This window comes from Trinickia dinghuensis (genome assembly GCF_003367175.1).
Lineage (GTDB): Bacteria > Pseudomonadota > Gammaproteobacteria > Burkholderiales > Burkholderiaceae > Trinickia > Trinickia dinghuensis.
Window position 1 is genome coordinate 191,764 of the sequence record NZ_QRGA01000010.1, and the last position, 21,617, is coordinate 213,380.

The window sequence follows — 21,617 nt, forward strand, 5'->3', positions numbered from 1 at the left end:
TAGATGATCCGGTGCGGCCGCGCGAAAAGTGCTCATGCGCGGCCGCAACCGTCATACGGTCATACCGTCGTCAGGCCGTAGCGTCGAAAACCGGCTCCGTGTCGTCGCCCGACCCGTAGTAGCCGTAATAGCGGTGGCTGCGGCTGGGCGGAATGGCATTGAACACCGCGCCCGCGACGCGCGCTTCCGAGCGCTCGAGCTTTCTGACCGTCTCGGCGATTTCCTCCTCGCTTTGCATGCCCGAACGCAGCACGAGCACCGTGGCGCCGGCATCGCCCGCGATGATCGCGGCGTCCGTCACCACGAGGAATGGCGGTGTATCGACGATGACGAGATCGTATTCGTGCGAGAACTGCTGCAGGATGTCGCGGAAGCCTTGGCGCATCAGCAGCGCGGCCGGGTTCGTGATCCGGCTGCCGCAGGACATCAGCGTCAGGCCTTCCACGCTCGTGCGGCGCAACGCCTCGTGCGGCCGCATCGCGCCCTTGAGCACTTCCGAGAGGCCGCCGCGGTTAGGCTGGCCGAAGAAGTACGCAAGATGGCCGTTGCGCATATCGGCATCGATCAGCAACACACGCGCTCCGACCTCGGCGTGCAGCACGGCCATGTTCGCCGCGACGAAGCTCTTGCCGGCCGAGGGCGTCGGCCCCGCCATCATGACGATGTTGTTCGGCGCATGGGCCAAGTCGAGCGACAGTGCCGTACGAACGCTGCGCATCGCTTCGATCGTCGGATCGTCGGGGTAGCGGTCGGCCAGCACCTTCGACACACCCGCGCCGGTAGCCGCGACACGGCCGTCCGTCGGCTCCTGGCGTTGTGCGAGGCGAGCCGGCGTATTCGACGCCGAACCCTGCCCCTGAGACTTGCCGGGCGCGCTGCGCGATGCCAGCGAACGCCGTTGCAGCGCGCCGATTTCGTGGTCCAAGCGCACTTGCTGCTGGCTGTAGAACACCTCGCCCATCAACGGCACGCCGAGGCGCGTTTCGACGAACAGCGGATCGGTCACGCCCGTCATCACGTGACGGCGCACGAACACCGACGTCATGCCGAGCAGCAGACCGAGCACCACGCCGCCCGGCAGAATGATCAGCGGCTCGGGCTTGACCGGCCTGAACGGCACTTCGGCTTCGTCGACGATGTGGGCGCCGCCCGTCGTGCTCGCACGGCGCACGGACAACTCTTCCGCCTTTTGCGTCATGCCGAGGTAGACCTGCTCGGCCACCTTCGCGTTGCGCGCCAGATCGGCGTTCTTGCGCTCGGACGCCGGCATGGCGTTGAAGCGCGAATTGAACTGATTCTTCTGCGCTTGCAGCTGGCTCAGCTGTTCGTCGATGTTGCGCACCCAGCGGCTGTCGGGCGTGTACTTGTCGAGCAACTGCGTACGCTGGATCTGCAGATCGGCGATGCGGCGGTCGAAGTCGATGCCGCCTTGCAAGTAGGCCTGCGCTTCGGTCGTCGGCTGCATCGATTGCGCCGACGTCTGATAGCTCGACTGGGCGCGCTCGGCCTCTTCCAACGTGGCATGCAGACGCGGCAGCTCCTTGTTGATGAACGCGAGCGTCGCCGTATCGTTGCGCTGCTTCGCCGCCACGGCCGTGGCCATGTACTGCGCCGAAATCGCGTTCGCCACTTCGGCCGCCATGCCCGGATGCGAATCCGTATAGGCGATCTGCACGAGGCCCGTGTCCTTGACCTTGTCGGTAACCTTCAGGTCGTTGCTGAAGCGCTTGATCGCGTCGAGCATCGCCCAGTGCTTCACGCCGAATTGCGTGCCGGGCCGCGCCACCAGTTGAGAGACGAGGATCGAGACGCCGTTGGTCGACTGCTCGAGCTGGCCCACCTTGCCGGTCAGAATCGTGCCGCTCGGGCCGCGCAGCTCGTAGGTTCCGCCGTCCTTCGCGATCAGCGTCAGATCGCGCTCCTCGAGCGAATGCGGCACGCTCATCTGGCTGATGTGGGCTTGCTCGCCGCCCCATGCGTAGGAGCCCATACCGAACCACGCGCGCGAGGGCTGCCCCGGCGTGGCCAGCTTGTTGGCGATGTAGCCGAGCACCGGCATCGTCTTCGGCGTGATCGTCACGTCGAACCGGTACTTGTCGATGATCGGCTCGAGCACGGACCGGCTTTGCATGACGGCCATCTCGGCCGCGGGCGACGGAGCAGGCGGCGCATATTGCTGCCCCTGCTGCCCATTGAGCGAGGACAGGCCGAGCGCATTCGGTTCGGTCTGATCCACACGCACGAGCACATCGGCTTCGTACACGGGCGTGGCGATGAATACGTAGGCGAGCGCCAGCGCGGTCACCGCCAAGGTGATGCCGAACACCTCGAAGAGGTGGTCGCGCAGCAGCCTCGTCACGTCGCGTGCCGACATTTGGCTGCGTTCGCCGCTTGTCTGCACGTAAAGGGAGTTGAGAGCCAAATCATTCACTGGCGTCATCCTCGAAAATGTAGCGTTGTTTGGAGCGCGTCCGTCTCTATTGCGCCTTTTGTTGCGTGCCGCCTTGCTGGTTCGGGTTTCTCACCGAATCCTCCAGCAATTCGAGCAGGAGCTTCAGATCGGTCACGAGGACGGCGCAGGACTTCAACCCCAACACCTCCGCCGTACCAACCGAATTTCGGACATGCTCCAACGCAGCGTCGTAAACGTTCATGGATCGAGTTCAAAAACGGTTGCCACGTATGTTCCGCCGGCAAACGCGCCGCGGCCGCTCGCATGACTCGCATGAAACCTGTAAAACCGCGAGCGGCCGCGCATGTCAATTCGCGCGTCCGTACACATCCTCGAACCGGACGATGTCGTCCTCGCCCAGGTAGGCGCCCGATTGAACCTCGATCAGTTCGAGGGGCATCTTCCCAGGGTTCTCGAGCCGGTGTTTCACACCGAGCGGAATGTACGTCGATTGATTTTCTCCGAGCAGGAACTGCTCTTCGCCGCGGGTGACGAGGGCCGTACCGCGAACGACGATCCAATGCTCGGCGCGATGGTGGTGCATCTGCAGCGAAAGCTGCGCACCGGCTTCGACGATGATGTGCTTGACCTGGAAGCGATCGCCCTTGTCGATCGAGTCGTAGCATCCCCAAGGACGCTGCACTTTCCGGTGGGTGTCGACTTCCGGTCCTTCCTGATCCGCGATGCGTCCGACGATGCGCTTGACGTCCTGCACGCGCGAACGCTCGACGACGAGCACGGCATCCGCCGTTTCGACGACGACGAGATCGGACACCCCCACACACGTCACGAGCCGGCTTTCGGCGCGCACGTAGCTGGAATTGGAGTCTTCCATCAACACGCGGCCCGATGCGACGTTGCCGCTCGCATCCTTCTCGAGCGCGTCCCACACGGAATCCCAAGAGCCCAGATCGGACCACTCCGCATCGAGCGGCACGACGACGCCTTCGACGTCGCCGCCGCGTGCGAGATTCTCCATCACGGCGTAGTCGATCGAATCCGACGGGACGTCCGCGAACAATTGCTCGTGCGGCTTGTAGCCCGTTGCGCTATCCTGTCCGGCTTCGTAGGCAGCCGAGCAAGCCGAGTAGGTCTCGGGTTGCATCTTCTGCAAGGTCTCGAGCCAGACGCTTGCGCGCAGCACGAAAATCCCGCTGTTCCAGAAGTACTTGCCCGAAGCCAGGTAAGAACGTGCCGCTTCGATCGGAGGTTTCTCCACGAAGCGCGCAATCTTGCGTGCCGAACCGTCGATGTCGTCGCCGGGCTCGATATAGCCGTAGCCTGTTTCGGCGCGCGTCGGGCGAATCCCGAGTGTAACGATCGCACCGCGCTCGGCATGGCGCGTGGCCGCGGCCACGGCGCGCTGGAACGCCGCCACGTCGCCGATCATGTGATCGGCCGGCATCACGACGAGCACGGCGTCGCCGCCGTCCTCGAGCGCGTGCAGCGCGGCGAGCGAAAGCGCGGGCGCCGTATTGCGTCCGCTCGGCTCGATGATGAAGTTGCCGTCGATGCCGAGCTGCTCCAGCTGCTGAGCGCTAATGGCGCGGTGTTCGGCGCCGCATACGATGATCGGCGAGCTATCGATCGACAACTCGACGTCCGCAAGTTTCTGCAGCCGCCGAACCGTCATCTGCAGCAGCGATCCCGCCCCGAGGACGTCGACCAATTGTTTGGGGAAATGCTTGCGCGAGAGCGGCCATAGCCGCGTCCCCGAGCCGCCTGCCAGCACGACTGCCCGCGTGCGTAGTGCCGATTGCGCGGCCACCGTGTGCGGTGCGCGCAATTGTGTCGCGGCACCGTTCGCGCGCGGTCTCTCCCTTGTTTGAACAGGAGTACTCATCTGCTTGTTCTCCTAGTGGGTCCGAATGCATGAACACTTCGGCATATGGCGCATAAACGATGCCCCTACCGACCGCTTCGGTTCATGTTGCTGTGAAGCATAGCGAGACATCCGGAGGCCAAATCCCGAAGGTCGCAAAAGGCCGAACTGTTGGCCGAATTAGTTGAAGCACGAAGAACATTACAAATGCCTCAGCGCTTAACATCGGTAAATGGCAGATCGGTGCAATTACGCGGGCCGCCAATCTTTCCGATTAATAGCCGATAGTTCTTACCGAATACGGCTCCACAAGGCCTTCAGACCTGTCCCCAGCGGTATCAAGGGGGCGCACGAAAAAAATCTGAGGTTGTAAAAATTTATAACAAAAATTTAAAAAATACTTCAGCGAATAACTTTCGAGCACACGATCTCTCGCGCCAAATACACGTTCATTTCGGCCAGCTTTTTCTACAAAAATCTGCATGGCATCATGATGATTACGATGATGCACCGCAACACCTTATGTGTGCTCACCATGCGGAGGAAAGATTCGTGGATCACGCCACTCTACTTACTTCACCGCACGTCATGAGGCGAGAAATGACGTCCCTCGCCGACGCGCGCCATATCGGGATCCTCATTTTCGACGGTCACTGCCTGTTCACCACGGGCGTGATCAGCGAGGTCTTCCAGCTGGCCAACGGATTGATGCGCTTCTCGAGCGGTCAGCCCCCGTATCGGGTATCGCTGCTGTCCAAACTCGGGGGGCCTGTCACCAGTTCCTCGTCCATCGCCGTGATGACGCAGCGGCTCGACGCCTATTCGGTCAGCGATTTCCACGCGTTATACGTCGCCAGCAACGACGTACGTGTGACATCGGGATTCGATGTGCAGCTCGCGCGCTGGCTCTCCGGGGCCAATGCGCCCTCGCACGCCAGCGCTTCGCGTCCCGCGTCGGCTTCCGCATTCGAAGTGGAGATCGGCGCGCACGCGCGCCCCAGCGTGCCCGTCTTCTGGATCGGTTCCGGCTCGATGCCCGCGTGGGCCCTCAATCAGAAGGCCGCGCAAATGGCGCTGACGCAAATTGCGTCCGATCACGGCGAGGATATGTCGCTTCGGATCGCAAGCAGCTTGCCGCCGTCGGTGGGCGAAGTCGTCAAATCGCGCAGCGAGACGCCGAGCCTGAACACCACGGTCGACAAGATTCACGAATCCACGCGTTGGATGCGCGAGAACTTCGGCGGCGACATTTCCGTGTCGGATGCGGCGGCCGTCGCCGCAATGAGCGTGCGTAACTATTTGCGCCGGTTCAAGAGCGAATTCAGCGTCACGCCGCTGGAATACCTGATGCAGCTCAGATTCGAAGCGATCTGCGCGATGCTCGTGGGCACCAAACTGCCCGTCGACAAGATCGCGCGACGCTGCGGGATGGGCAACGGCGACCGCCTCGGGCGGCTGTTCCGCAAACGGTACGGCGTGTCGCCCACCGTCTATCGCAAACATGCGCTGAGCCAATAGCCGGCCCCCTTCGCGGGCCTCCGCCGATCGCCTGCCCTGCAGACCGGGCGAGTGGCCGACGATCAACGGTGTTTGGGAGTAAAGAAATGCGAGGACTACAAGACCTTTGGGCGCGCGTATTCGACGTCGGCATGATCGTGCTGGGCGCCCTGATCGCATCGCAATTGCGATTCGAAGACGTGGGCCGTTTGTACTGGGCATTCGTCGCCTTCTCCGCGGCTTTGGCGCTGCTCGTGTTCCCGATCTTCGGCGTTTACGAATCGTGGCGCGGGCGCTCGAAACGCTCGCTGATCCGGCAGGTGGCCTGCGCCTGGGCGCTCGTGCAGATCGGCGCGATGGCGCTGATGTTCTCCTTGCACATGGTCAATCTCGTGTCGCGCCTGTGGTTCGGCTACTGGACCATCTTGTCGGGCATCGTCATGATCGGCGGCCGCCTCTGGATGCACGCGGTGCTCGCGCGCATGCGCACGGCCGGCATGAACCTGCACCAAGTCGCCATTGCCGGCTGCGGCAGCCATTGCGACGACATCATCCGCAAGATCGAAACGGCGCCGACGACGGGCTTCCGCGCCACGGCGATCTACAACATCAAGCCCGGCGCCGCGCCGCTCGCGCACCCGGAAATTCCCGTATTCGAAGCGCACGACGCGTTCGCCTCCTTCGTGCGCGAACAAGATCTGGACGAGGTTTGGCTCGCACTGCCGCTGACGGAAGAAGCCGCGATTCTCAAACTCGTCAACGAATTCCGCAACGACCTCGTCAACGTCCGATTCATGCCCGACGTCCGCACGCTTTCGTTGTTCGAGGGAAGCGTCACGAATTTGCTGGGACTGCCGACGATCAATCTGCTGGCCTCGCCGGTGCCTCCGAGCGCCCTGATCAAGAAAGATCTGTTCGACCGCTTGTTCGCGGCCGCCGCGCTGTTCGCGCTGGCGCCCGTCATGATCGCGATCGCGGTTGCCGTCAAGATCAGTTCCAGCGGCCCCGTCTTCTTCAAGCAGCGCCGCAAGGGCGTGGACGGCCGCGTGTTCACGATCTACAAGTTCCGTTCGATGCGCGTGCACCAGCAGAAGGCCGGCGTGGTCGAACAAGCCAAGCGAGGCGACCCGCGAGTAACTCGCGTGGGTGCCTTTCTTCGCCGCACCAGCCTAGATGAACTTCCGCAGTTCATCAACGTGCTGCGCGGCGAGATGTCGGTCGTCGGGCCCCGTCCGCATGCAATCGAGCACGACAACCTCTATCAGCCGATCGTTCAGGGCTACATCCATCGCTACCGCATCAAACCGGGCATCACGGGCTGGGCGCAAGTCAACGGCTTTCGCGGTGAAACGGAGCGGGTAGAAAAGATGGAGCAGCGTGTCGCCCACGATCTCTATTACCTGCGCAACTGGTCGTTCCGGCTCGACATGCGGATCATCCTCGCGACGATCTTCAAGGGCCTGCGCCACACGAACGCTTATTGACGTATGGAGTGCCAACAATGAAAACGACATTACAACAGCTTGCCCAGACTCAGGGTTCGACGCGCGCGAGCGCTGCCAAGGCCTGCAAGACGGCACTTGCCGTCCTGCCGATGCTGCTGGGCGCATGCTCGGTCGTTCCGGGCCAGCATATGGAGACACCACCGTCGATCCCCGTTTCGTCGGCGCCCGACGGTACCGTGCAACAAGCCGAACAGATTCCGATCCAGGCGATCGATCTGAACCTGATCCGGCAGCTGAACGCCGGCGCCGATCAGATGCAGATGGCCGACCAGCTCAACCTGTTCGCCAAGCCGACGCCTTATAAGCTCGGCCCGGGAGATGTCCTGCAGATCACCGTCTGGGACCATCCCGAACTCGCGGCCGCGCTCGGCCAGCAAACTCAAGATTCGAAGCCGGCGGACCCGACCCAAGGCTTCGTGATCGACGGCAGCGGCAACCTCAGTTTCCCCTACCTGTCGCATCCGATCCACGCCGCCGGGCAAACGATCGAACAGGTTCAGCGTGAAGTGCATGCCGATCTGAGCAAGGAATTCCGTCAGCCGCAAGTGACGGTGCGCATCGCGTCGTACCGCTCCGCGCAGGTCTATGTCGACGGTGAAGTACGCGCGCCCGGCGGGGAGGCGATCAACGACATTCCGATGACCTTGACCGAAGCGATCAATCGCGCCGGCGGGTTCACCGCGAATGCCGACCGCTCGCATCTGACGCTCACGCGCGAGGGCAAGTCGTACCCGATCGATCTCACGCTGTTGACCAAGAACGGCAAGAACCCGCAAGACATCATGCTCAAGCCGGGCGACATGCTGCGCGTGACGGGCCGCGACGAAAACACGGCCTACGTCATGGGCGAAGTGAACAAGCCGATCGCCGCGACCCCGACCACCGACGGCACGCTCACGCTCAGCGATGCGCTGAGCCAGGCGGGCTTCATCAACCAGGGCACGGCGAACGCGCGGCAGCTCTATGTGATCCGCGAACAAGGCGGCAAGCCGGAGGTGTATCACCTCGATTCGGCCTCGCCCGTCTCGATGCTGCTCGCGAATCAGTTCGATCTGCATCCGAAGGACGTCGTCTATGTCGACAACGGCCCGCTCGTCCGCTTCAACCGCGTGCTGAGCTTGCTGTTGCCTGCGATCAATGCCGGCTTGACCGCGGCGATCGTGACCAAGTAAGCCGGAGGGCGAGCGAACGTGGCCTACGTCTCCCTGATCGCGCTGTTCTTCAGCGTCACGAACTTCGTTCCCGTCAGCGCGATCGGCTTCGTGCCGATCGCGCTGTGCGGGTGGCGGTTCTTCGGACGCCGCTATCCCGCGTTCATGACGCCGCTGGTGATGTTCACCGCGTTCGCCATCCTTTCGACGCTTTATTACAATCCCGAATCGTTCCTGGAATTCGATTTTTATCGTCACGACGGGAATTTTTTCGTCTCGTACCTACCGATCCTTGCGGGCTGCGTCTATATGCATCGCTGGGATCTGAACAAGATCCTGCGGCGCTTTTACTACTTCGCCGTGCTCATCAACGTGCCGTTCTATCTGTGGTACGTCGCGCAGAACGGCGTGCTGACGATCTTCCGTCATCCGGCGGATACGTTCGGCAGCTACTTCATCGCGCGTAACGCGGCGGGCGGGTTCTTGGCGATTTTGCTGTGCCTCGGCATCTCCTGCTTTTCGATGAAGCGCAGCCGCACGCTGCTCGCGCTGATGGCCGCCAATGCCATGATGCTGTTCTCGACGTACAGCCGCGGGTCCATGTTCGGCATTCTCGTGCTGCTGCCGTATGTCGTGTTCGGACGCAAGCGCTGGATGCTCGCCACGATGGTGGCCGGGCTGATCGCGGCGTCGCTTGCGATCGCGTGGTATCACACGCATAGCGGCACCGATTACATGGGCTATCAGTTCAGCATCTCGAACTCCGACGAAAAGGTGGCCAACCTCGACATCCGGTACGAGTGGCTATGGCCGCGCGCCCTCGCCTACTTCCGCCAAAGCCCGATCATCGGCATGGGCTTCGGATCGTTCGACGATCAGATCGCGCTCGTCGTCCATTATTTCGGGCTGTTCGGACGCGCCATCGGCGTCACCGCGGAGCACTCCGATTCGCATGCCCACAACTCGTATCTGAACATCCTCGCCGAACTCGGCGTCGTAGGCTTGACAATGATGCTGGCGTTCTATTGGCGCCTCGTCGGGTGGTGCCAGCAGGGCACCCGCGCCGCGATGCGCGAGCAGGGCCGCAACTTCGTCGCGTTCCGCTTCGTCGAACTCGGGTCCGTCTGCCTGCTGGCAATGTCGGCCACCGAGCACCGCTTGACGACGCCGTCCAATATGCTGCCGATCGCGCTCGTCCTTTCGCTGCTGCTCGCGTCGCGCGCACGCGCCACGTTCCCGGCCTTCATGCAGCGGCCCAAGCCGGTGGGACCGCCGAGCGTGGCGACCCGTCTGCGCCGCGGCCCGCGCGTCGCTGCGGGGCCGGGTGCCGCGCCGGCGGCGCCCAGTACCGGACGCTGAGCCTAAGCCGCGCCCGAAACGCCTTTCCTCTCTTGCAGCCTCGTAGTCCTCGGCCCTCCAACGGAAAAAGCCCGAAGCATCAAGCGCGCTGCGCCTGAGCTTCGGGCTTTTGTCTTATCGTGACTGGACGTCTAGGGAGTCGATCCGCAGGTCCGCCTACCCTTCGATCAATTTTCCGATCAGTTGTCCGGGTTGGCCTGCACGAACGATTGGAACGCACCGTACGTCGGCTGAATCGGCGTGAGGTTATCGAGCACGATGCCGTAGGTGTCGTCGCCGCTCGTCAGTTCGTAGTACATCACAGACTGAATGCCCTGCGTCTTGCGTGCCGCGTAGAACTCGCCCAGCTGCTGCGTCACGTAGGCGCCACGGGCCGTTTCGCTCTGCTCGGGGGCCAGATTCCATTCGGTGATCATGAACGGAACGCCGTAGCGCGCCTTGCAGTACGACGGGAGGTTGAATCCGGGGCCCGCGCCGTCCGTACCGAGGTTGAAGACGTCGCCGTACGGCGAGTAGTTGTGCCACGTCGTGATGTCCCAGTGCACGGTCGGATGGCCGCCCGAACCGTCCGGCTGGAAGCCGTCCCAGAGCATGTCCGACGCGGCGATGTCGGCCACGCAGAAGTTCACGCCACACTTGGCGTTCGGCTGCACCGACTTGATGCCGGCGATCATGCCGCGGATCGCGCCGCGCATGATCGGCCAGTTCGCGTTGTTGAAGTCGGCGTTGTTCGTGCCGGCCGTGGCCGAATTCAGAATGATGGCCGGATCGCGCGAGAGCTCGTTGCCGCACTCGTACATCGTGACGCCGTACGGTGCCAGCGCCGTGGCGATCGCCGCGGCGCCCGAATAGGCTGCGCTGTAAGCCGCCGATTCGCTCGTGTACAGCGTGCCGGTGGAATCGCGCAGGCCGTAATCCACGAGCGTGAACAGCGTCATGTTTGCCGCTTGGAACGCCTTGGCCAATCCAACCAGCGAATTCACCTGCGTCGACGAGTTCACGCAGCCCACGCGATACGTCGTGCAGCCGAGCGCGTGCAGCGCGGCCACGACTTGCGTCGGGGTGAACGGGTAGTCGTAGTGGCCGTTGATGCCGTAGAACGAGCCGGCCGTCGCGGCCATATTGACGCGCGGGTCATTGCACGGCTTCCACGTGGCCATCCACGTCAGCACGTAGAACTGTCCGCCGGTACCTTGCTGATAGATCATGCCGCCGTACCAGAGCAGCATGGAAACGTTGTACGAGTACGGGTCTTTCACGCCGTTCTTGTAGATGTAGCCGTTAGACAGCGTCCACTGGTTGTTCGCCTTGTCGATGATGTACGACGCGGGGGGAATCGCCGTGCCGTCCGCCGACGTGCCGCCGAGGCGCGGATCCAGACTGGCGACCCACGTCGTACCGGTGTACTTGTAGAACGCCTTGCTCGTGTTTTCCTGGTAGACCGAACCGCCGACCCACAACAGCATGACGACGTTGTACGAGTTCGGATCTTTCACGCCGTTCTTGTAAATGAGGCCGTTCGAGAGTGTCCAAACGTTTGCGCCGTTGTCCACGATAGAGGTCGCGGAGGGCACGGTCGTGCCATCCGGCGAAGCCGTTGCACCCGTAGCCGCGCTGGCGTTCGCAATCGCGTTCGTCCCGGTGGCCGCATTCGAGGCACTGCCCGCACCCGATGCGCCACCGCCGCCGCCGCAGGCGACCAGAACGTAGCTGCTTGCCGCCGCCGTCAGGCAGCCGAGGAATTGACGTCGTTTCATGTTACGGGTCTCTTTACGGTCGAGATCGACTCGAGCCATGCGTGTGGTGTACGGGGCAGCGGCTGAGCGAAGCAAAACCAGGCTTTCCCTACGAATGCAAAACAATCAAAAACAAAAACCGAGAAATCCAAACCATCCAAACCATCCAAACCATTCAGAATAGTTAGGATTCCTAACTATTCTCACAACCTTCGAACCGCAGCCTGGTGCATCGCTTTCGGGAAGACCTGCTGCGCCTCGCCCCTTCCTCAACACATCGCCGTGTCTGGAGGGATCAGGGCTGTGATTTGTTGATGCGAAGTATGGGCGAACGCACAGACTGGCGAAATCAGCGTAGGAGGAACATCACGTAGGTCATCTGCAAAATGTGTAGGAGTCATCCGACAAGAGGGCCGTAAAAAGCGCCGAACGGTCAATCTTGCCGAAGTGTGTATTTTCGTATCAATTTGTTACTTCTTGACGACGCCTTATTACCGATACCACATAGGGGAATGCCCTAGTTTTCGAAGATTGTTTGTAGGAATTTCGGAAAATCTTTCGTCTCTTAGGCGATTTGATATTCGGCGTTATTAAAAAGACATTGACCCTATATGTGTCAGATATCGCCTGACGAATGACGATTTCGGTCGCTTTTACGGAAACGGAGTGGTTTGGCGGGGATTGGGGTGGGAATTGGGCCGTGTCAGTCGGACAGGATCGCAACGAGGCCGAGCACGATGAACAGTGCCCCGGCCAGCAGTTGACCGATACGCAGCACCTGCCCGCCGGGCCTGAGGCGGGTACGCAGTGGGTGGGCGAGCGCAATGCAGAATACGTCGGCCGCGGAAAATAGCAGGTTCGCGCCGGCACCGAGCAGGAAAAGCTGCCAACCGAGTCCGATCGACGAGTTCGGGTCGGTGAACTGCAGCAGAAACGAAAAATAGAACAGCGCGGATTTCGGGTTGGACGCTTCGATGAGAGCGCTTGATATCAGGACATTGTTCGGCACCTCGGCTAGTGCGTCCTGAGCGGTGTACCGCTCATAGATTCGCTGGACGCCGAGCCAGATCAGGTACGCGCCGCCGATCACCTTGAGGATGGAATAAAGCACAGGCGAAGTCTTCAGGATTGTCACCGCCCCTACGGCAACGATACAGATCTGGACGAATGCGCCGGCGTGGATACCAAGGGCAGACAAGAAACCGGCTCGCCGGCCGTGCTGAAGGGTCAACGATACGGTTTGCAGCAGCGCTGGTCCCGGGATGAAGCCAAAGCCGAGACAAGTCAACATGAACAGCGTGATTTGCTCGGGTGACATCAAAGGTCATCTCCGATCACGATGCCCAATTGACCGCATGCACTGCGCACGTGGTCGCGCGCGGCGACGTTCGAGCCAGGCTCAGGCGACAGCAATTCGATGTCGGCGCTGATGATTACATCGCGCCCCGCCGTTAAAAAGTCGATGTAGGTCTCGACGTTTTCCTTGAGCAAGGTATGCCTGCCGAATCGCCTCCCAGGCCTCGTCCGCAGGCAACTCGTTCTTCCACAGACTACCGTACCGGATCGAGCAGAACGAACAGGCATCGTCGCCGCTGAACTTGATGCAGCCGCGCCCGATCTCTACCGGTACTCCCTTGCGCACGCGGCGCCCCGTCAACTCGAGAATCCGGTGGCCCAGGCGCTTCGTGAAGTTCTCGGTGTAAATGGAAGTATGTGGCAAGGTTCTGTCGATCAATCCGACACGATGCTCCAGAATTTCGCGGCTCAACGCAGAGAAGCGATCGTTTCGGATCACGATCGAAATCTGAGCGTCGATAGATTTGATCGCCTTTGCTATACGGATTGCAGCTTCGTAATTTGCCGTGATTGCGCTGAGACAAACCGTGAGCGTTCGGGGAGCATGCTCGCGAATGGCAGCAAGAATCCGATCGAACGGGTGCACGACTCCGTCGATGTAGCGTCCCTCTAAGCCGGCCCGTGAGTCGATGTAAGACGCGAGCGACAGGATGACGGCGTTCGGCGCGTCTCGGCGAGTGATGAGGATTGCGTCGGCATGAGCGACTACTTCGTCTATCACCGCCTTCAGATCCGCGCAAGCGGCTGAAAAGCAAATGGTACGCATCGGATGGTCCCTCGACGTTCGTTCGGAGCTACTAATACAAGTAGCCGCCCCCTTTTGTACGGTGTCATCACAAATTCAGACCGATTCACCCCAACCCCCTTTCCAACGCCCGGATTTACGACAAAATTCCCGCTCATTGCGCCACTTTAGGGACCGAACGCCACTTCGACGGTACCCTTGCCTCTCATGGCGCGATGCGCCGGCACTCAGGCAGGACGATGAAGCTATTGACGGCATTCAAACGACACTTGTTCATGAGCCTCGGCAACGCGATGCCGACCTACGGCCCCTTCAATCGCATGCGGCCGACCCTGTACCGCAGGGCCGGCATGGTCATTGGTAAAGACGTGACGATCATCGGGCCGTTGAGCGTCGAGTTGAGCTTGAACGAAGAGACGATTCGCGGTATTTCGATCGGCGATCGCGCGTACCTGAACGCCGATACGCGGCTCGCTTGCCGCAACAGCAGGATCTCGATCGGCGCGGACGTTCAGATCGGCCCGCGCGTGTCGTTCGAGACGGCGACGCACGGCGTCGTATTCGCCCCGAACGTCGGCCGCGGGCTCGACCATCATGAAATTTGCGTGGAAGACAAGGTTTGGATCGGCGCGGGCGCCACGATCTTGCCTGGCGTGACGATTCACGAAGCCGCCGTCGTGGCGGCAGGGGCCGTCGTCACGAAGAACGTGCCCGCCTATACGCTCGTGGGCGGTGTGCCCGCGCGCAAGATCAAAGACATCGAACGAACGTAGTCATTCAGTCACGCGGCCGCTGGGCCACCTGGCCATTCGCTGGCGAAATACGGGGACAACAAAAAAATGAAGCAGCAACCGAGGGCATGAAGCGCACTTTGCGCGGCAAATTGAAGTGGACCGGCGCAGCATTGGCCGTGATCAGCGCCACCGCCGCGGCGCAGTCGTATCGGGACGTGGCCCCTACCCCACCGCCGGCGCCGAGCCGGCCGACCTCCCCGCCCCCGCCACCCGAACCGTCGAGCGGCTCGCAGCAAGTTGCCGTGGCGGATTTGCGCGGGATCGTCTTCGTGAAGGACGATGGGAAAGTGGTCGTGCGTTCGCAGGGCTTGCCGAAGGGGAAGCAAGTTGCAGCCGTCAATCTACCGCCGCTCGACGACGCGTTTCTCGCCGGCTTCGATAAAGACATCGGCCATCGTTTGACGTTCGCCCGGCTAGCTGAAATACGCCGCTCCGTGATCGAGCGATTTCGTACCGAGGGCGAACCGCTCGTCGATGTCTACGTGCCGGAGCAGGACGTGAGCGACGGCGTCGTTCACATCGCCGTCACCGAGTTTCATTTGGGCAAGGTGACCGCGCGCGGCAACCGCTACTTCTCCGAGGCGCAGCTCGTGCGCGAGATGCCACTGAAGAGCGGCGGCGCGATTAGAGAATCGGACGTGTCGACAGGACTCGCGTTGCTGAACGCGAATCCGTATCGGAGCGTCGATGTCGTGTATTCGCCTGGGCAGAGCACGAACTCGACGGATGTGGTCCTGCAGACGCAGGATCGGCTGCCGCTCCGTGTCAACGCCGGGTATGACAACGCCGGCGTGCAATCGTTGGGACGGGATCGCTTTTTCGCGGGCATCGACTACGGCAATCTGTTCGGCCTCGATCAAGAGATCTCCTATCAGTACACGGCCAGCAACGATCTGTTCAGCGGCAACCCGCCGAACGAGGGGCGCCCGGATCGGCCGCGGTTTCAGGCGCATTCGTTCAGCTATTCGGCGCCGCTGCCGTGGTTCGATCGTGTCGAGTTCTTTGGTCTCTACGCGCAGAGCACGCCGCGGACGGGGGACAGCATCTTTAATCAAACCGGGATTTCTTCGCAGTTCAGCTTCCGCTATGACCGGCATCTTCCGTTCGTCGACGGCTGGAAACAGCAGGTGCAGTTCGGCTATGACTTCAAGCGATCGAACAACGACTTGGAGTTCGGCGGCGAGCAGGTCTTCACCGCGAATACGCACGTGCATCAGTTTCTCGTGACTTACGACGCGAGCAAGAGCGACGCACTCGGGCAAACGCATGCGAACGTCGCGCTTTTCGGAAGCCCGGGGCATTTCGACGGCGATAACACCGACAGTGAGTTTCAACTGACTCGCAGTGGTGCTACGGCGCGCTATACGTATTTGCAGTTGCTTGCGGAACGCAGTTTGACGATCGGCGCCGGATTCATGCTGTCGACGCGCGGGCAATTCCAATGGACGCCCAATACGTTGCTGCCGAGCGAGGAAATGGGGCTGGGCGGAGACGATACATTGCGTGGGTATGAGCCGTACAGCGTGCAAGGCGACCGTGGCTGGAACCTGCAGACGGAAGTGCGCACGCCCGCGTTCGCGTTCTTCGGCGATAACGGGCCCGCGTTTCAGCCGTTTGCGTTCGTCGATGCGGGGCACGTTTGGAACAAGATCGATCAGCCCGCCGAGGTGCAGGCTGGGATGCTGTCGAGTGTCGGTGTGGGGGTGAGGTTTCAGTGGTCGCGGTTCGTCAATGCGCGATTGACTTATGGGCAACCGCTAAGAGCCGTGGTGCCGGGTGGGTCGAAGGCGCCCATGGCGCAGGTGCTCGTGGTGATCGGGAGTTGATGGGTTTCCAACGCGCGATTTCGCCCGGGTTTCGCTCTAGCTGCTCGCCTCCGCGAAATTTATGTCGACAGCCGTTGACAGCCGCGCCGGACTGGCTACAATAGCGCCTTCGCTTCAGAAGCGAGCCCAGGTGGCGGAATTGGTAGACGCACTAGGTTCAGGTCCTAGCGGTGGCAACATCGTGGAGGTTCGAGTCCTCTCCTGGGCACCAAATTGAAAAGCCAGCGAATTCGTTCGCTGGCTTTTTTCATTTTTCCGCTCAGGAAATGCCCCCTTTAATGCTCGCCAACTATACGAACGTCATCGTCGCGGCCTATCCGCAGCCGAGCCACCACGATCAAGCGAGTAATTATTTACGATTGCCGACAATCATACGAGCCACTCCTGGGGCCACGATATCCCGCATGATTTCCGAATCGCGATTCATTTCCAGACGTCATTCGAAAACGACGAGCGGACGCTCGCCGCATTTGTCGATCACACAAGACGAATGAGTGATAAATCTTCAACGGTAGCATCGGGCATTAAAATTTACATATTATCGAATAAATTAACACCATCACTCGATATCGCTCACCGCTACCGATCATGCCAACAAAATTCGACGGCACCAGAATTTAATCTCACGATAAAGCTCATTCAAAATCAACGCAATATACATATATAAAAAATGCTCCATCAACGTTAGCCCCAACATGATGGCTAGCGATATGTACATAATTCCCTTTTGCCACAGGAACCGAAAGCATCGCAACACTCGGCGCCCCGCTAGCTGGACTATATGATGCTTGCGAGGCAGATGCATTTAAATCCGCCAATATAGCCTCAACAGCGTTCTTTATCTTAACATTAATGAAAACCACAAACCATTGATTCGCACCAACATCTATAGAATGAAGATTATCGGTAGTAATCATCAAAACACAATTATTCTTAGCACAATACGGGTCCGAATCAATATATGCTCCTTTACTCCCAATTGCAGCTTTGTCGATTTGGCTGCAATTCCAGGATCCGCCCGAGGAAATCGTCCCGCCGATCACCTTCAAATCACCGTATACCGTGGCGATTGCCGGCGTCGTGCCGGTACCAACGGTGAGGTCCGAGATCACCGCTGTGGCACCGTTAACCGTCAGTGCAGTGCTCGACACTAGAGTGCCGCCACCTACAACAAGTGTGTCCGAGGTGGCGCCACTGGTAATACTCGCCCCTGCACTGGCCGCTAGGGCTCCGGTAATAGTTGTACTGCCATTTAGCGAACTAAAGCCATTGATCGTCAACACAGTTCCCGACGTTAAAGCCCCATCTCCGACGACAAGAGTGTCCGTCGTGCCTCCACTGGTGACGTTCAGTCCTCCATCGGCGAACAGCAATCCATCGATTGTGGCCTGCTTGGTAACCGTTAGCGCATCATTTATCGTGACTAGACCATCGAGCGCACTGTCGCCATGGACCGTCAATGCAGATCCCGACGTTAAAGCCCCGCCCCCCACGACGAGGGTGTTCGTCGTGGCCCCGTCGGTCACGTTCAGTCCCCCGCTGGCGTACAGCAATCCATCGACCGTAGCTTTCTCTGCAACGGTAAGATCTTTCACCGCCAATTGATCGACGTTCATGGAGCCGTCGGCCAACACATCGCCTTCAAGGGAGATATAAGGTGCGGTAATCTCGAGCACCGGAGAATTACCGACCGAATACCCGCGCGCCGCGATCGAGATCAACGTCGGGTCCGACGGGGATAATAACGGCAGAACGGCGGGGATCTCCAGTGGAAATTCTATCGAACCAAGAATTGCCCCCGCATGCTGACGCATTCCTTGACGGCCCCACCCACGGTCGATGGTGATTTTTCCATTTCTAACAGACATCGATGCTAATAAAACCTCCCCCTCCATGAGCGGCAGAGCAGTCCACTCCACAATCGGCCGTTCAACGACTCGCTTCGAGATCTCTCCGATTGAATTATGCAATTCATTTGAGTCATTATATTTTATTATGATTGCGTATTTCTTCTCACTCTCGATATCCGAGATACCGACTGACGCTCCTTCCGCGAGCACTATCAGTTGCCCATCGCTATCGATCGCCCGCCCCGGAGAGACAAATGCCTTAGCCTGAGGCAGCAAAACATCAGAATCAACCGTAACGGTCAGCCCTTCAACGATCCCAGGCGCAAATACGCCGCTATTCAACAGTTCCCGCGCACGTCTATGGTAGTTTTGCTCGGCTTGAAAATCGTCCGTGCACAAGTACTCGCCGCCAAAATACCGGACTCTCGTAGGGGTATATCCGCTTTCCATTCTTGTCTCCGAGGTCGTCGATCCGTTTATCTCGTAGCCGTTAGCGTATCTCGGTGCTAGCTGCGTGTGCTCGCTAATTCATCGCTCCCCGCGATATCGGCTGGGTCGCAACTGTCTTCCCCCTAGTTTTTGGGAAATACGAGGCCTTTTGAACAAGTTTGATTGGGGCGATACCCCGTGTATGGATCGTCTACGGTCTCACGACCACGGGATCAAAGATCGTCACGCACGAGGCGATATCGCTCGTATCGAACACCATCGCTCTCGTCATACCCGATCCATCGCATTCCGAGCTTTTGCGCCACCCGCAGCGAAGCGTGGTTTTCCGAAGCAATATCGGCGATGACACGGGGCAGTCGCACTGTATCGAAAGCGTGGGCCATCAGAGCGCGCGCTGCTTCGCTCGCTATGCCCTTCCCCCAAGCCGATCGAACGAGCCGCCACCCGATTTCGACGTCCGGCCCGACGCCGTGATCGGGTATCAACAGCACCCAGCCGATGAAATGCTCGGGCGCGCTGCGCTCGCGTATCGTCCAGTAGCCCAAGCCCGCGGGATATGGCCGCGTAATGCGGTGCTCGACGAATTGCCGATGAGCAATCGGGTCGCGCCAAGGTCCGGCAACATAGCGGGTGACCTCGGGATCACGGTCCATTTCCAAGCACGGCTCGAGATCGTCGAGCGTGCGCTCACGGATCAGCAAACGGGGGGTGTCCAACGGAGGGAGCATGAGTGGCGCTGCCGCAATAGCTCTTGACCTGCCCATTATGCCCCGGCGGCAGCCGAAATCCGGCCCACGCGGGCTGAGCCATCGAGGCAATGGAATCCGCCCGCTTTAGGCTCGCCGGCCGCGACTGCCACGTTGCCGATTGGGTTTCAAGCGACGACACGGCGCTTAGGGCGATCACCCGAATTCACCTTCGGTAACGAGCTTGCCGAGCTTTCCATACTCGAGCTCGATCGAACGCGCGATGTGATGCATCGATACCGCCCCGCCCTCGGCGGCCGCCCGAAATGCCGCACTCAATGCAACGGTCTGAATACTGCCCCCCGCCAACACCGCCTTTTCCGCAAGCCGGTCGAAGTCGATATCGTTCGCAAGCGGCGTCGGCGGCGGGAAGGCGTTGAGCCACAGCGCTTTGCGCTCGGCCGGCGCGGGAAACGGAAACTCAACGAAGAACCGAGTCCGCCGGTACATCGCCAAGTCGATATTGCCGCGCAGGTTCGTGGCCAGAATGACGGGGCCGGGATAGGTCTCCAGCCTTTGCAGCATGTAACCGACTTGCACGTTGAGAAAGCGATCGGCTGTGTCGCCACCCCCACCTCCTCCGCCGTTTCGCTTCTGAAAAAGACTCTCCGCTTCGTCAAAGAACAGGATGTAGCCCGCATCGTTGGCCCTGTCGAACAATCGCGCCAGCTGCTTTTCGGTCTCGCCGATATATTTGTTGAACAGCTTGGCGAGGTCTACCCGATAAAGGCTACGGCGGGCCCCGTTTGCGACCGCCATCGCCGCCATCGTCTTGCCCGTTCCCGGTGGGCCGTAAAAGAGCGCGGAGAGGTTGCGAGTGCCTGCATATTTGTCGCCGAATCCCCACTCCTCAACAACTCGATGGCGGTACTTGATATGGTTCATCAACTCGTCGAGTACTTCACGCGTCCGGCTGGGCACGACGAGATCGTCCATCCGATATGACCACCGAAGAACCGTCGCCACGCCCGGCTGCTCGGCCTCGGCCTCCTCGCGGCATGCCTCGATTATGATGTCCGTTGTCGCGCCCGGCGTTTCGCTCAGCATCCGTGCCGACGATGCATCCCTTACGACATTCGCGATTTGCCCTTCCGAAAAACTAAAGTCATTCGCCAGTTGATTCAGCACCTCCTCGCCGAGTTGCAGCTCAAAGCGAGCGGCATGTTTCAGCCACGCTTGCCGACGCAAGTCCGCGCCGGGCGCCTCGATGCGTATCCGAAACGACATCACATCGGGAAGATCGAGGCGTAGAGGTGCCGTACCTGGATGGCCCGGAGCAGCATTCACGACAAGCAGGTACCGATGCGCCTCCAAGATCGTATGCAGTACCGTTTCAACGATGTCGTCGCGCACGTCGCCTTCGAACTTCTCCCCTCTCAACACGTCGATGTTCGCCAATGCAAGCACTTGATTGCATAGCAGCGCGTCGCGGCAAAGCAGGCGCAGGCTGGCGACAAGTGTCGAGCGCCGTGCATCCGCTCTTTCATAAGTGCGCCGAAGCAGCCTTGCGTCGAGCTTCGCAACCGTGTAGCCGAGTTGACCGAATGTCGCGGCGCCCAGACTGTCGAGCAGCACCGCATCGCTGCCTTGCAAGTACAGCACGACTCTCGCGGGCGAGGTCTGAATCGCGCCGCATACGTCGATGAAACGCATCAACTGGCGCTTGGTGCGCTCATCGATCAGGTGGTCGCGTAGGTCGCAATCCTCGACGATGTCCGGCAGCGTCACGTCGTCCATCGTCGCCTGGGGTGCGGCGATCGCCATGAGGTAGGGAACTAGCGGCGGGCTCAGACGGTAGCTGCCCGCCATCGCCGCAAGATTGAGCTGCGACGTGTCGATAAGGAAGTTGCTCAGCAACGGAGCGTCGGGCAGGAACCGGGATTGAATGTCGCCTAGAAGCGAACGCGCGGCTCTCAGCGAGACGCGCGGTTGCGCTTGCTCCGCCGAAGCAGTTCGCGTTGGCTCGGGCGAGTTTTCGTCGTCTCCCGCAAACAGAGACTCTACCCGCTGGCGATAGACGTCGTCGGACTCAACGATCAGAGCCAGCCACAGCAATTGTTGATCAAGCGCCGACAAGCGGAAGACCACCGCGACATGGATCCACGATAGAAAAATCCCGGCCTGAAGCGTCTCGGTCATTCGAGCGACGATCTGCCGCCACGCTCGGGATGCGCGCTCGTCGTGCACGCTCCCGCATTCGAGCACGAGGTCGATGAAGTCCCGGCCCTCCTCGAGCAGGGCTGCGTTGTCGGGGTAGGGTCTTGCGGCTGTGTCGGTCATTGATAGCCCATAGCTGTCAGTGCAGCTCTCGCAATCGCAACCCAATCG

Annotated in this window: 15 protein-coding genes and 1 tRNA gene; 7 read left to right on the top strand and 9 right to left on the bottom strand. The window is 60.4% G+C overall.

Annotated elements, in window-relative coordinates; genetic code table 11:
• Positions 1-70 precede the first annotated feature (70 nt).
• From DWV00_RS18980 to DWV00_RS18985, 3 genes are all read right to left on the bottom strand, one after another.
• Complete coding sequence (locus DWV00_RS18980) at positions 71-2,440, bottom strand: polysaccharide biosynthesis tyrosine autokinase (protein ID WP_181885514.1); 2,370 nt, start codon at positions 2,438-2,440, stop codon at positions 71-73.
• Between the two features lie 37 nt (positions 2,441-2,477).
• A complete protein-coding gene (locus DWV00_RS34110; protein ID WP_181885515.1) occupies positions 2,478-2,654 on the bottom strand; it encodes a hypothetical protein in 177 nt (58 codons plus the stop codon).
• A 105-nt stretch (positions 2,655-2,759) separates the two neighbouring features.
• Entirely contained in the window at positions 2,760-4,295 is a 1,536-nt protein-coding gene (locus DWV00_RS18985) for a mannose-1-phosphate guanylyltransferase/mannose-6-phosphate isomerase (protein ID WP_115535134.1), read from the bottom strand.
• Positions 4,296-4,874: 579 nt separating this feature from the next.
• Between DWV00_RS18985 and DWV00_RS18990 the strand changes: the two genes are divergently transcribed.
• From DWV00_RS18990 to DWV00_RS19005, 4 genes are all read left to right on the top strand, one after another.
• Positions 4,875-5,792: a helix-turn-helix domain-containing protein gene (locus tag DWV00_RS18990; RefSeq protein WP_181885516.1), complete on the top strand. Its 918-nt coding sequence runs from the start codon at positions 4,875-4,877 to the stop codon at positions 5,790-5,792.
• A gap of 86 nt (positions 5,793-5,878) precedes the next feature.
• Positions 5,879-7,255 (top strand): undecaprenyl-phosphate glucose phosphotransferase, encoded by a 1,377-nt coding sequence (locus tag DWV00_RS18995; protein WP_115535136.1) that lies wholly within the window; start codon positions 5,879-5,881, stop codon positions 7,253-7,255.
• A gap of 17 nt (positions 7,256-7,272) precedes the next feature.
• On the top strand, positions 7,273-8,448 hold the full coding sequence (locus DWV00_RS19000; RefSeq protein ID WP_115535137.1) for a polysaccharide biosynthesis/export family protein: 1,176 nt from the start codon (positions 7,273-7,275) through the stop codon (positions 8,446-8,448).
• 18 nt (positions 8,449-8,466) lie between these two features.
• Positions 8,467-9,786 (top strand): O-antigen ligase family protein, encoded by a 1,320-nt coding sequence (locus tag DWV00_RS19005; RefSeq protein ID WP_115535138.1) that lies wholly within the window; start codon positions 8,467-8,469, stop codon positions 9,784-9,786.
• A gap of 179 nt (positions 9,787-9,965) precedes the next feature.
• Here DWV00_RS19005 and DWV00_RS19010 read toward each other — a convergent pair whose 3' ends face one another.
• The 3 genes from DWV00_RS19010 to DWV00_RS19020 form a co-directional block, all read right to left on the bottom strand.
• Positions 9,966-11,543 carry a hypothetical protein gene (locus DWV00_RS19010; protein ID WP_115535139.1) on the bottom strand — a complete coding sequence of 526 codons (1,578 nt, stop codon included), beginning with the start codon at positions 11,541-11,543 and terminating at the stop codon, positions 9,966-9,968.
• Positions 11,544-12,225: 682 nt separating this feature from the next.
• A complete protein-coding gene (locus tag DWV00_RS19015; protein WP_115535140.1) occupies positions 12,226-12,840 on the bottom strand; it encodes a LysE family translocator in 615 nt (204 codons plus the stop codon).
• Positions 12,841-12,921: 81 nt separating this feature from the next.
• Complete coding sequence (locus tag DWV00_RS19020) at positions 12,922-13,644, bottom strand: type II toxin-antitoxin system Phd/YefM family antitoxin (protein ID WP_115535141.1); 723 nt, start codon at positions 13,642-13,644, stop codon at positions 12,922-12,924.
• A gap of 218 nt (positions 13,645-13,862) precedes the next feature.
• Between DWV00_RS19020 and DWV00_RS34915 the strand changes: the two genes are divergently transcribed.
• The 3 genes from DWV00_RS34915 to DWV00_RS19035 all read left to right on the top strand — a co-directional run bounded on the left by DWV00_RS34915 (position 13,863) and on the right by DWV00_RS19035 (position 16,454).
• Positions 13,863-14,396 (top strand): acyltransferase, encoded by a 534-nt coding sequence (locus DWV00_RS34915; RefSeq protein WP_281272656.1) that lies wholly within the window; start codon positions 13,863-13,865, stop codon positions 14,394-14,396.
• Positions 14,397-14,482: 86 nt separating this feature from the next.
• A complete protein-coding gene (locus DWV00_RS19030) occupies positions 14,483-16,243 on the top strand; it encodes a ShlB/FhaC/HecB family hemolysin secretion/activation protein (RefSeq protein ID WP_115535143.1) in 1,761 nt (586 codons plus the stop codon).
• Positions 16,244-16,367: 124 nt separating this feature from the next.
• Positions 16,368-16,454, top strand: a tRNA-Leu gene (locus DWV00_RS19035).
• 424 nt (positions 16,455-16,878) lie between these two features.
• Here the strand turns inward: DWV00_RS19035 and DWV00_RS19040 are convergent.
• The 3 genes from DWV00_RS19040 to DWV00_RS19050 all read right to left on the bottom strand — a co-directional run bounded on the left by DWV00_RS19040 (position 16,879) and on the right by DWV00_RS19050 (position 21,569).
• Positions 16,879-18,543, bottom strand: coding sequence for an autotransporter outer membrane beta-barrel domain-containing protein (locus DWV00_RS19040; RefSeq protein WP_115535144.1), 1,665 nt, complete (start codon positions 18,541-18,543; stop codon positions 16,879-16,881).
• 212 nt (positions 18,544-18,755) lie between these two features.
• Complete coding sequence (locus DWV00_RS19045) at positions 18,756-19,271, bottom strand: GNAT family N-acetyltransferase (RefSeq protein WP_181885517.1); 516 nt, start codon at positions 19,269-19,271, stop codon at positions 18,756-18,758.
• A 174-nt stretch (positions 19,272-19,445) separates the two neighbouring features.
• Positions 19,446-21,569 (bottom strand): ATP-binding protein, encoded by a 2,124-nt coding sequence (locus DWV00_RS19050; protein WP_181885518.1) that lies wholly within the window; start codon positions 21,567-21,569, stop codon positions 19,446-19,448.
• Positions 21,570-21,617 lie beyond the last annotated feature (48 nt).

Bases quoted from the DNA above. Each gene is read 5' to 3' on its own strand.
- DWV00_RS18980 (WP_181885514.1), bottom strand. From the start codon at position 2,440: ATGACGCCAGTGAATGATTTGGCTCTCAACTCCCTTTACGTGCAGACA.
- DWV00_RS34915 (WP_281272656.1), top strand. From the start codon at position 13,863: ATGAAGCTATTGACGGCATTCAAACGACACTTGTTCATGAGCCTCGGC.
- DWV00_RS19050 (WP_181885518.1), bottom strand. From the start codon at position 21,569: ATGACCGACACAGCCGCAAGACCCTACCCCGACAACGCAGCCCTGCTC.
- DWV00_RS34110 (WP_181885515.1), bottom strand. From the start codon at position 2,654: ATGAACGTTTACGACGCTGCGTTGGAGCATGTCCGAAATTCGGTTGGT.
- DWV00_RS18985 (WP_115535134.1), bottom strand. From the start codon at position 4,295: ATGAGTACTCCTGTTCAAACAAGGGAGAGACCGCGCGCGAACGGTGCC.
- DWV00_RS19015 (WP_115535140.1), bottom strand. From the start codon at position 12,840: ATGTCACCCGAGCAAATCACGCTGTTCATGTTGACTTGTCTCGGCTTT.
- DWV00_RS19030 (WP_115535143.1), top strand. From the start codon at position 14,483: ATGAAGCGCACTTTGCGCGGCAAATTGAAGTGGACCGGCGCAGCATTG.
- DWV00_RS19020 (WP_115535141.1), bottom strand. From the start codon at position 13,644: ATGCGTACCATTTGCTTTTCAGCCGCTTGCGCGGATCTGAAGGCGGTG.
- DWV00_RS18995 (WP_115535136.1), top strand. From the start codon at position 5,879: ATGCGAGGACTACAAGACCTTTGGGCGCGCGTATTCGACGTCGGCATG.
- DWV00_RS19045 (WP_181885517.1), bottom strand. From the start codon at position 19,271: ATGCTCCCTCCGTTGGACACCCCCCGTTTGCTGATCCGTGAGCGCACG.
- DWV00_RS18990 (WP_181885516.1), top strand. From the start codon at position 4,875: ATGACGTCCCTCGCCGACGCGCGCCATATCGGGATCCTCATTTTCGAC.
- DWV00_RS19000 (WP_115535137.1), top strand. From the start codon at position 7,273: ATGAAAACGACATTACAACAGCTTGCCCAGACTCAGGGTTCGACGCGC.
- DWV00_RS19040 (WP_115535144.1), bottom strand. From the start codon at position 18,543: ATGGAAAGCGGATATACCCCTACGAGAGTCCGGTATTTTGGCGGCGAG.
- DWV00_RS19010 (WP_115535139.1), bottom strand. From the start codon at position 11,543: ATGAAACGACGTCAATTCCTCGGCTGCCTGACGGCGGCGGCAAGCAGC.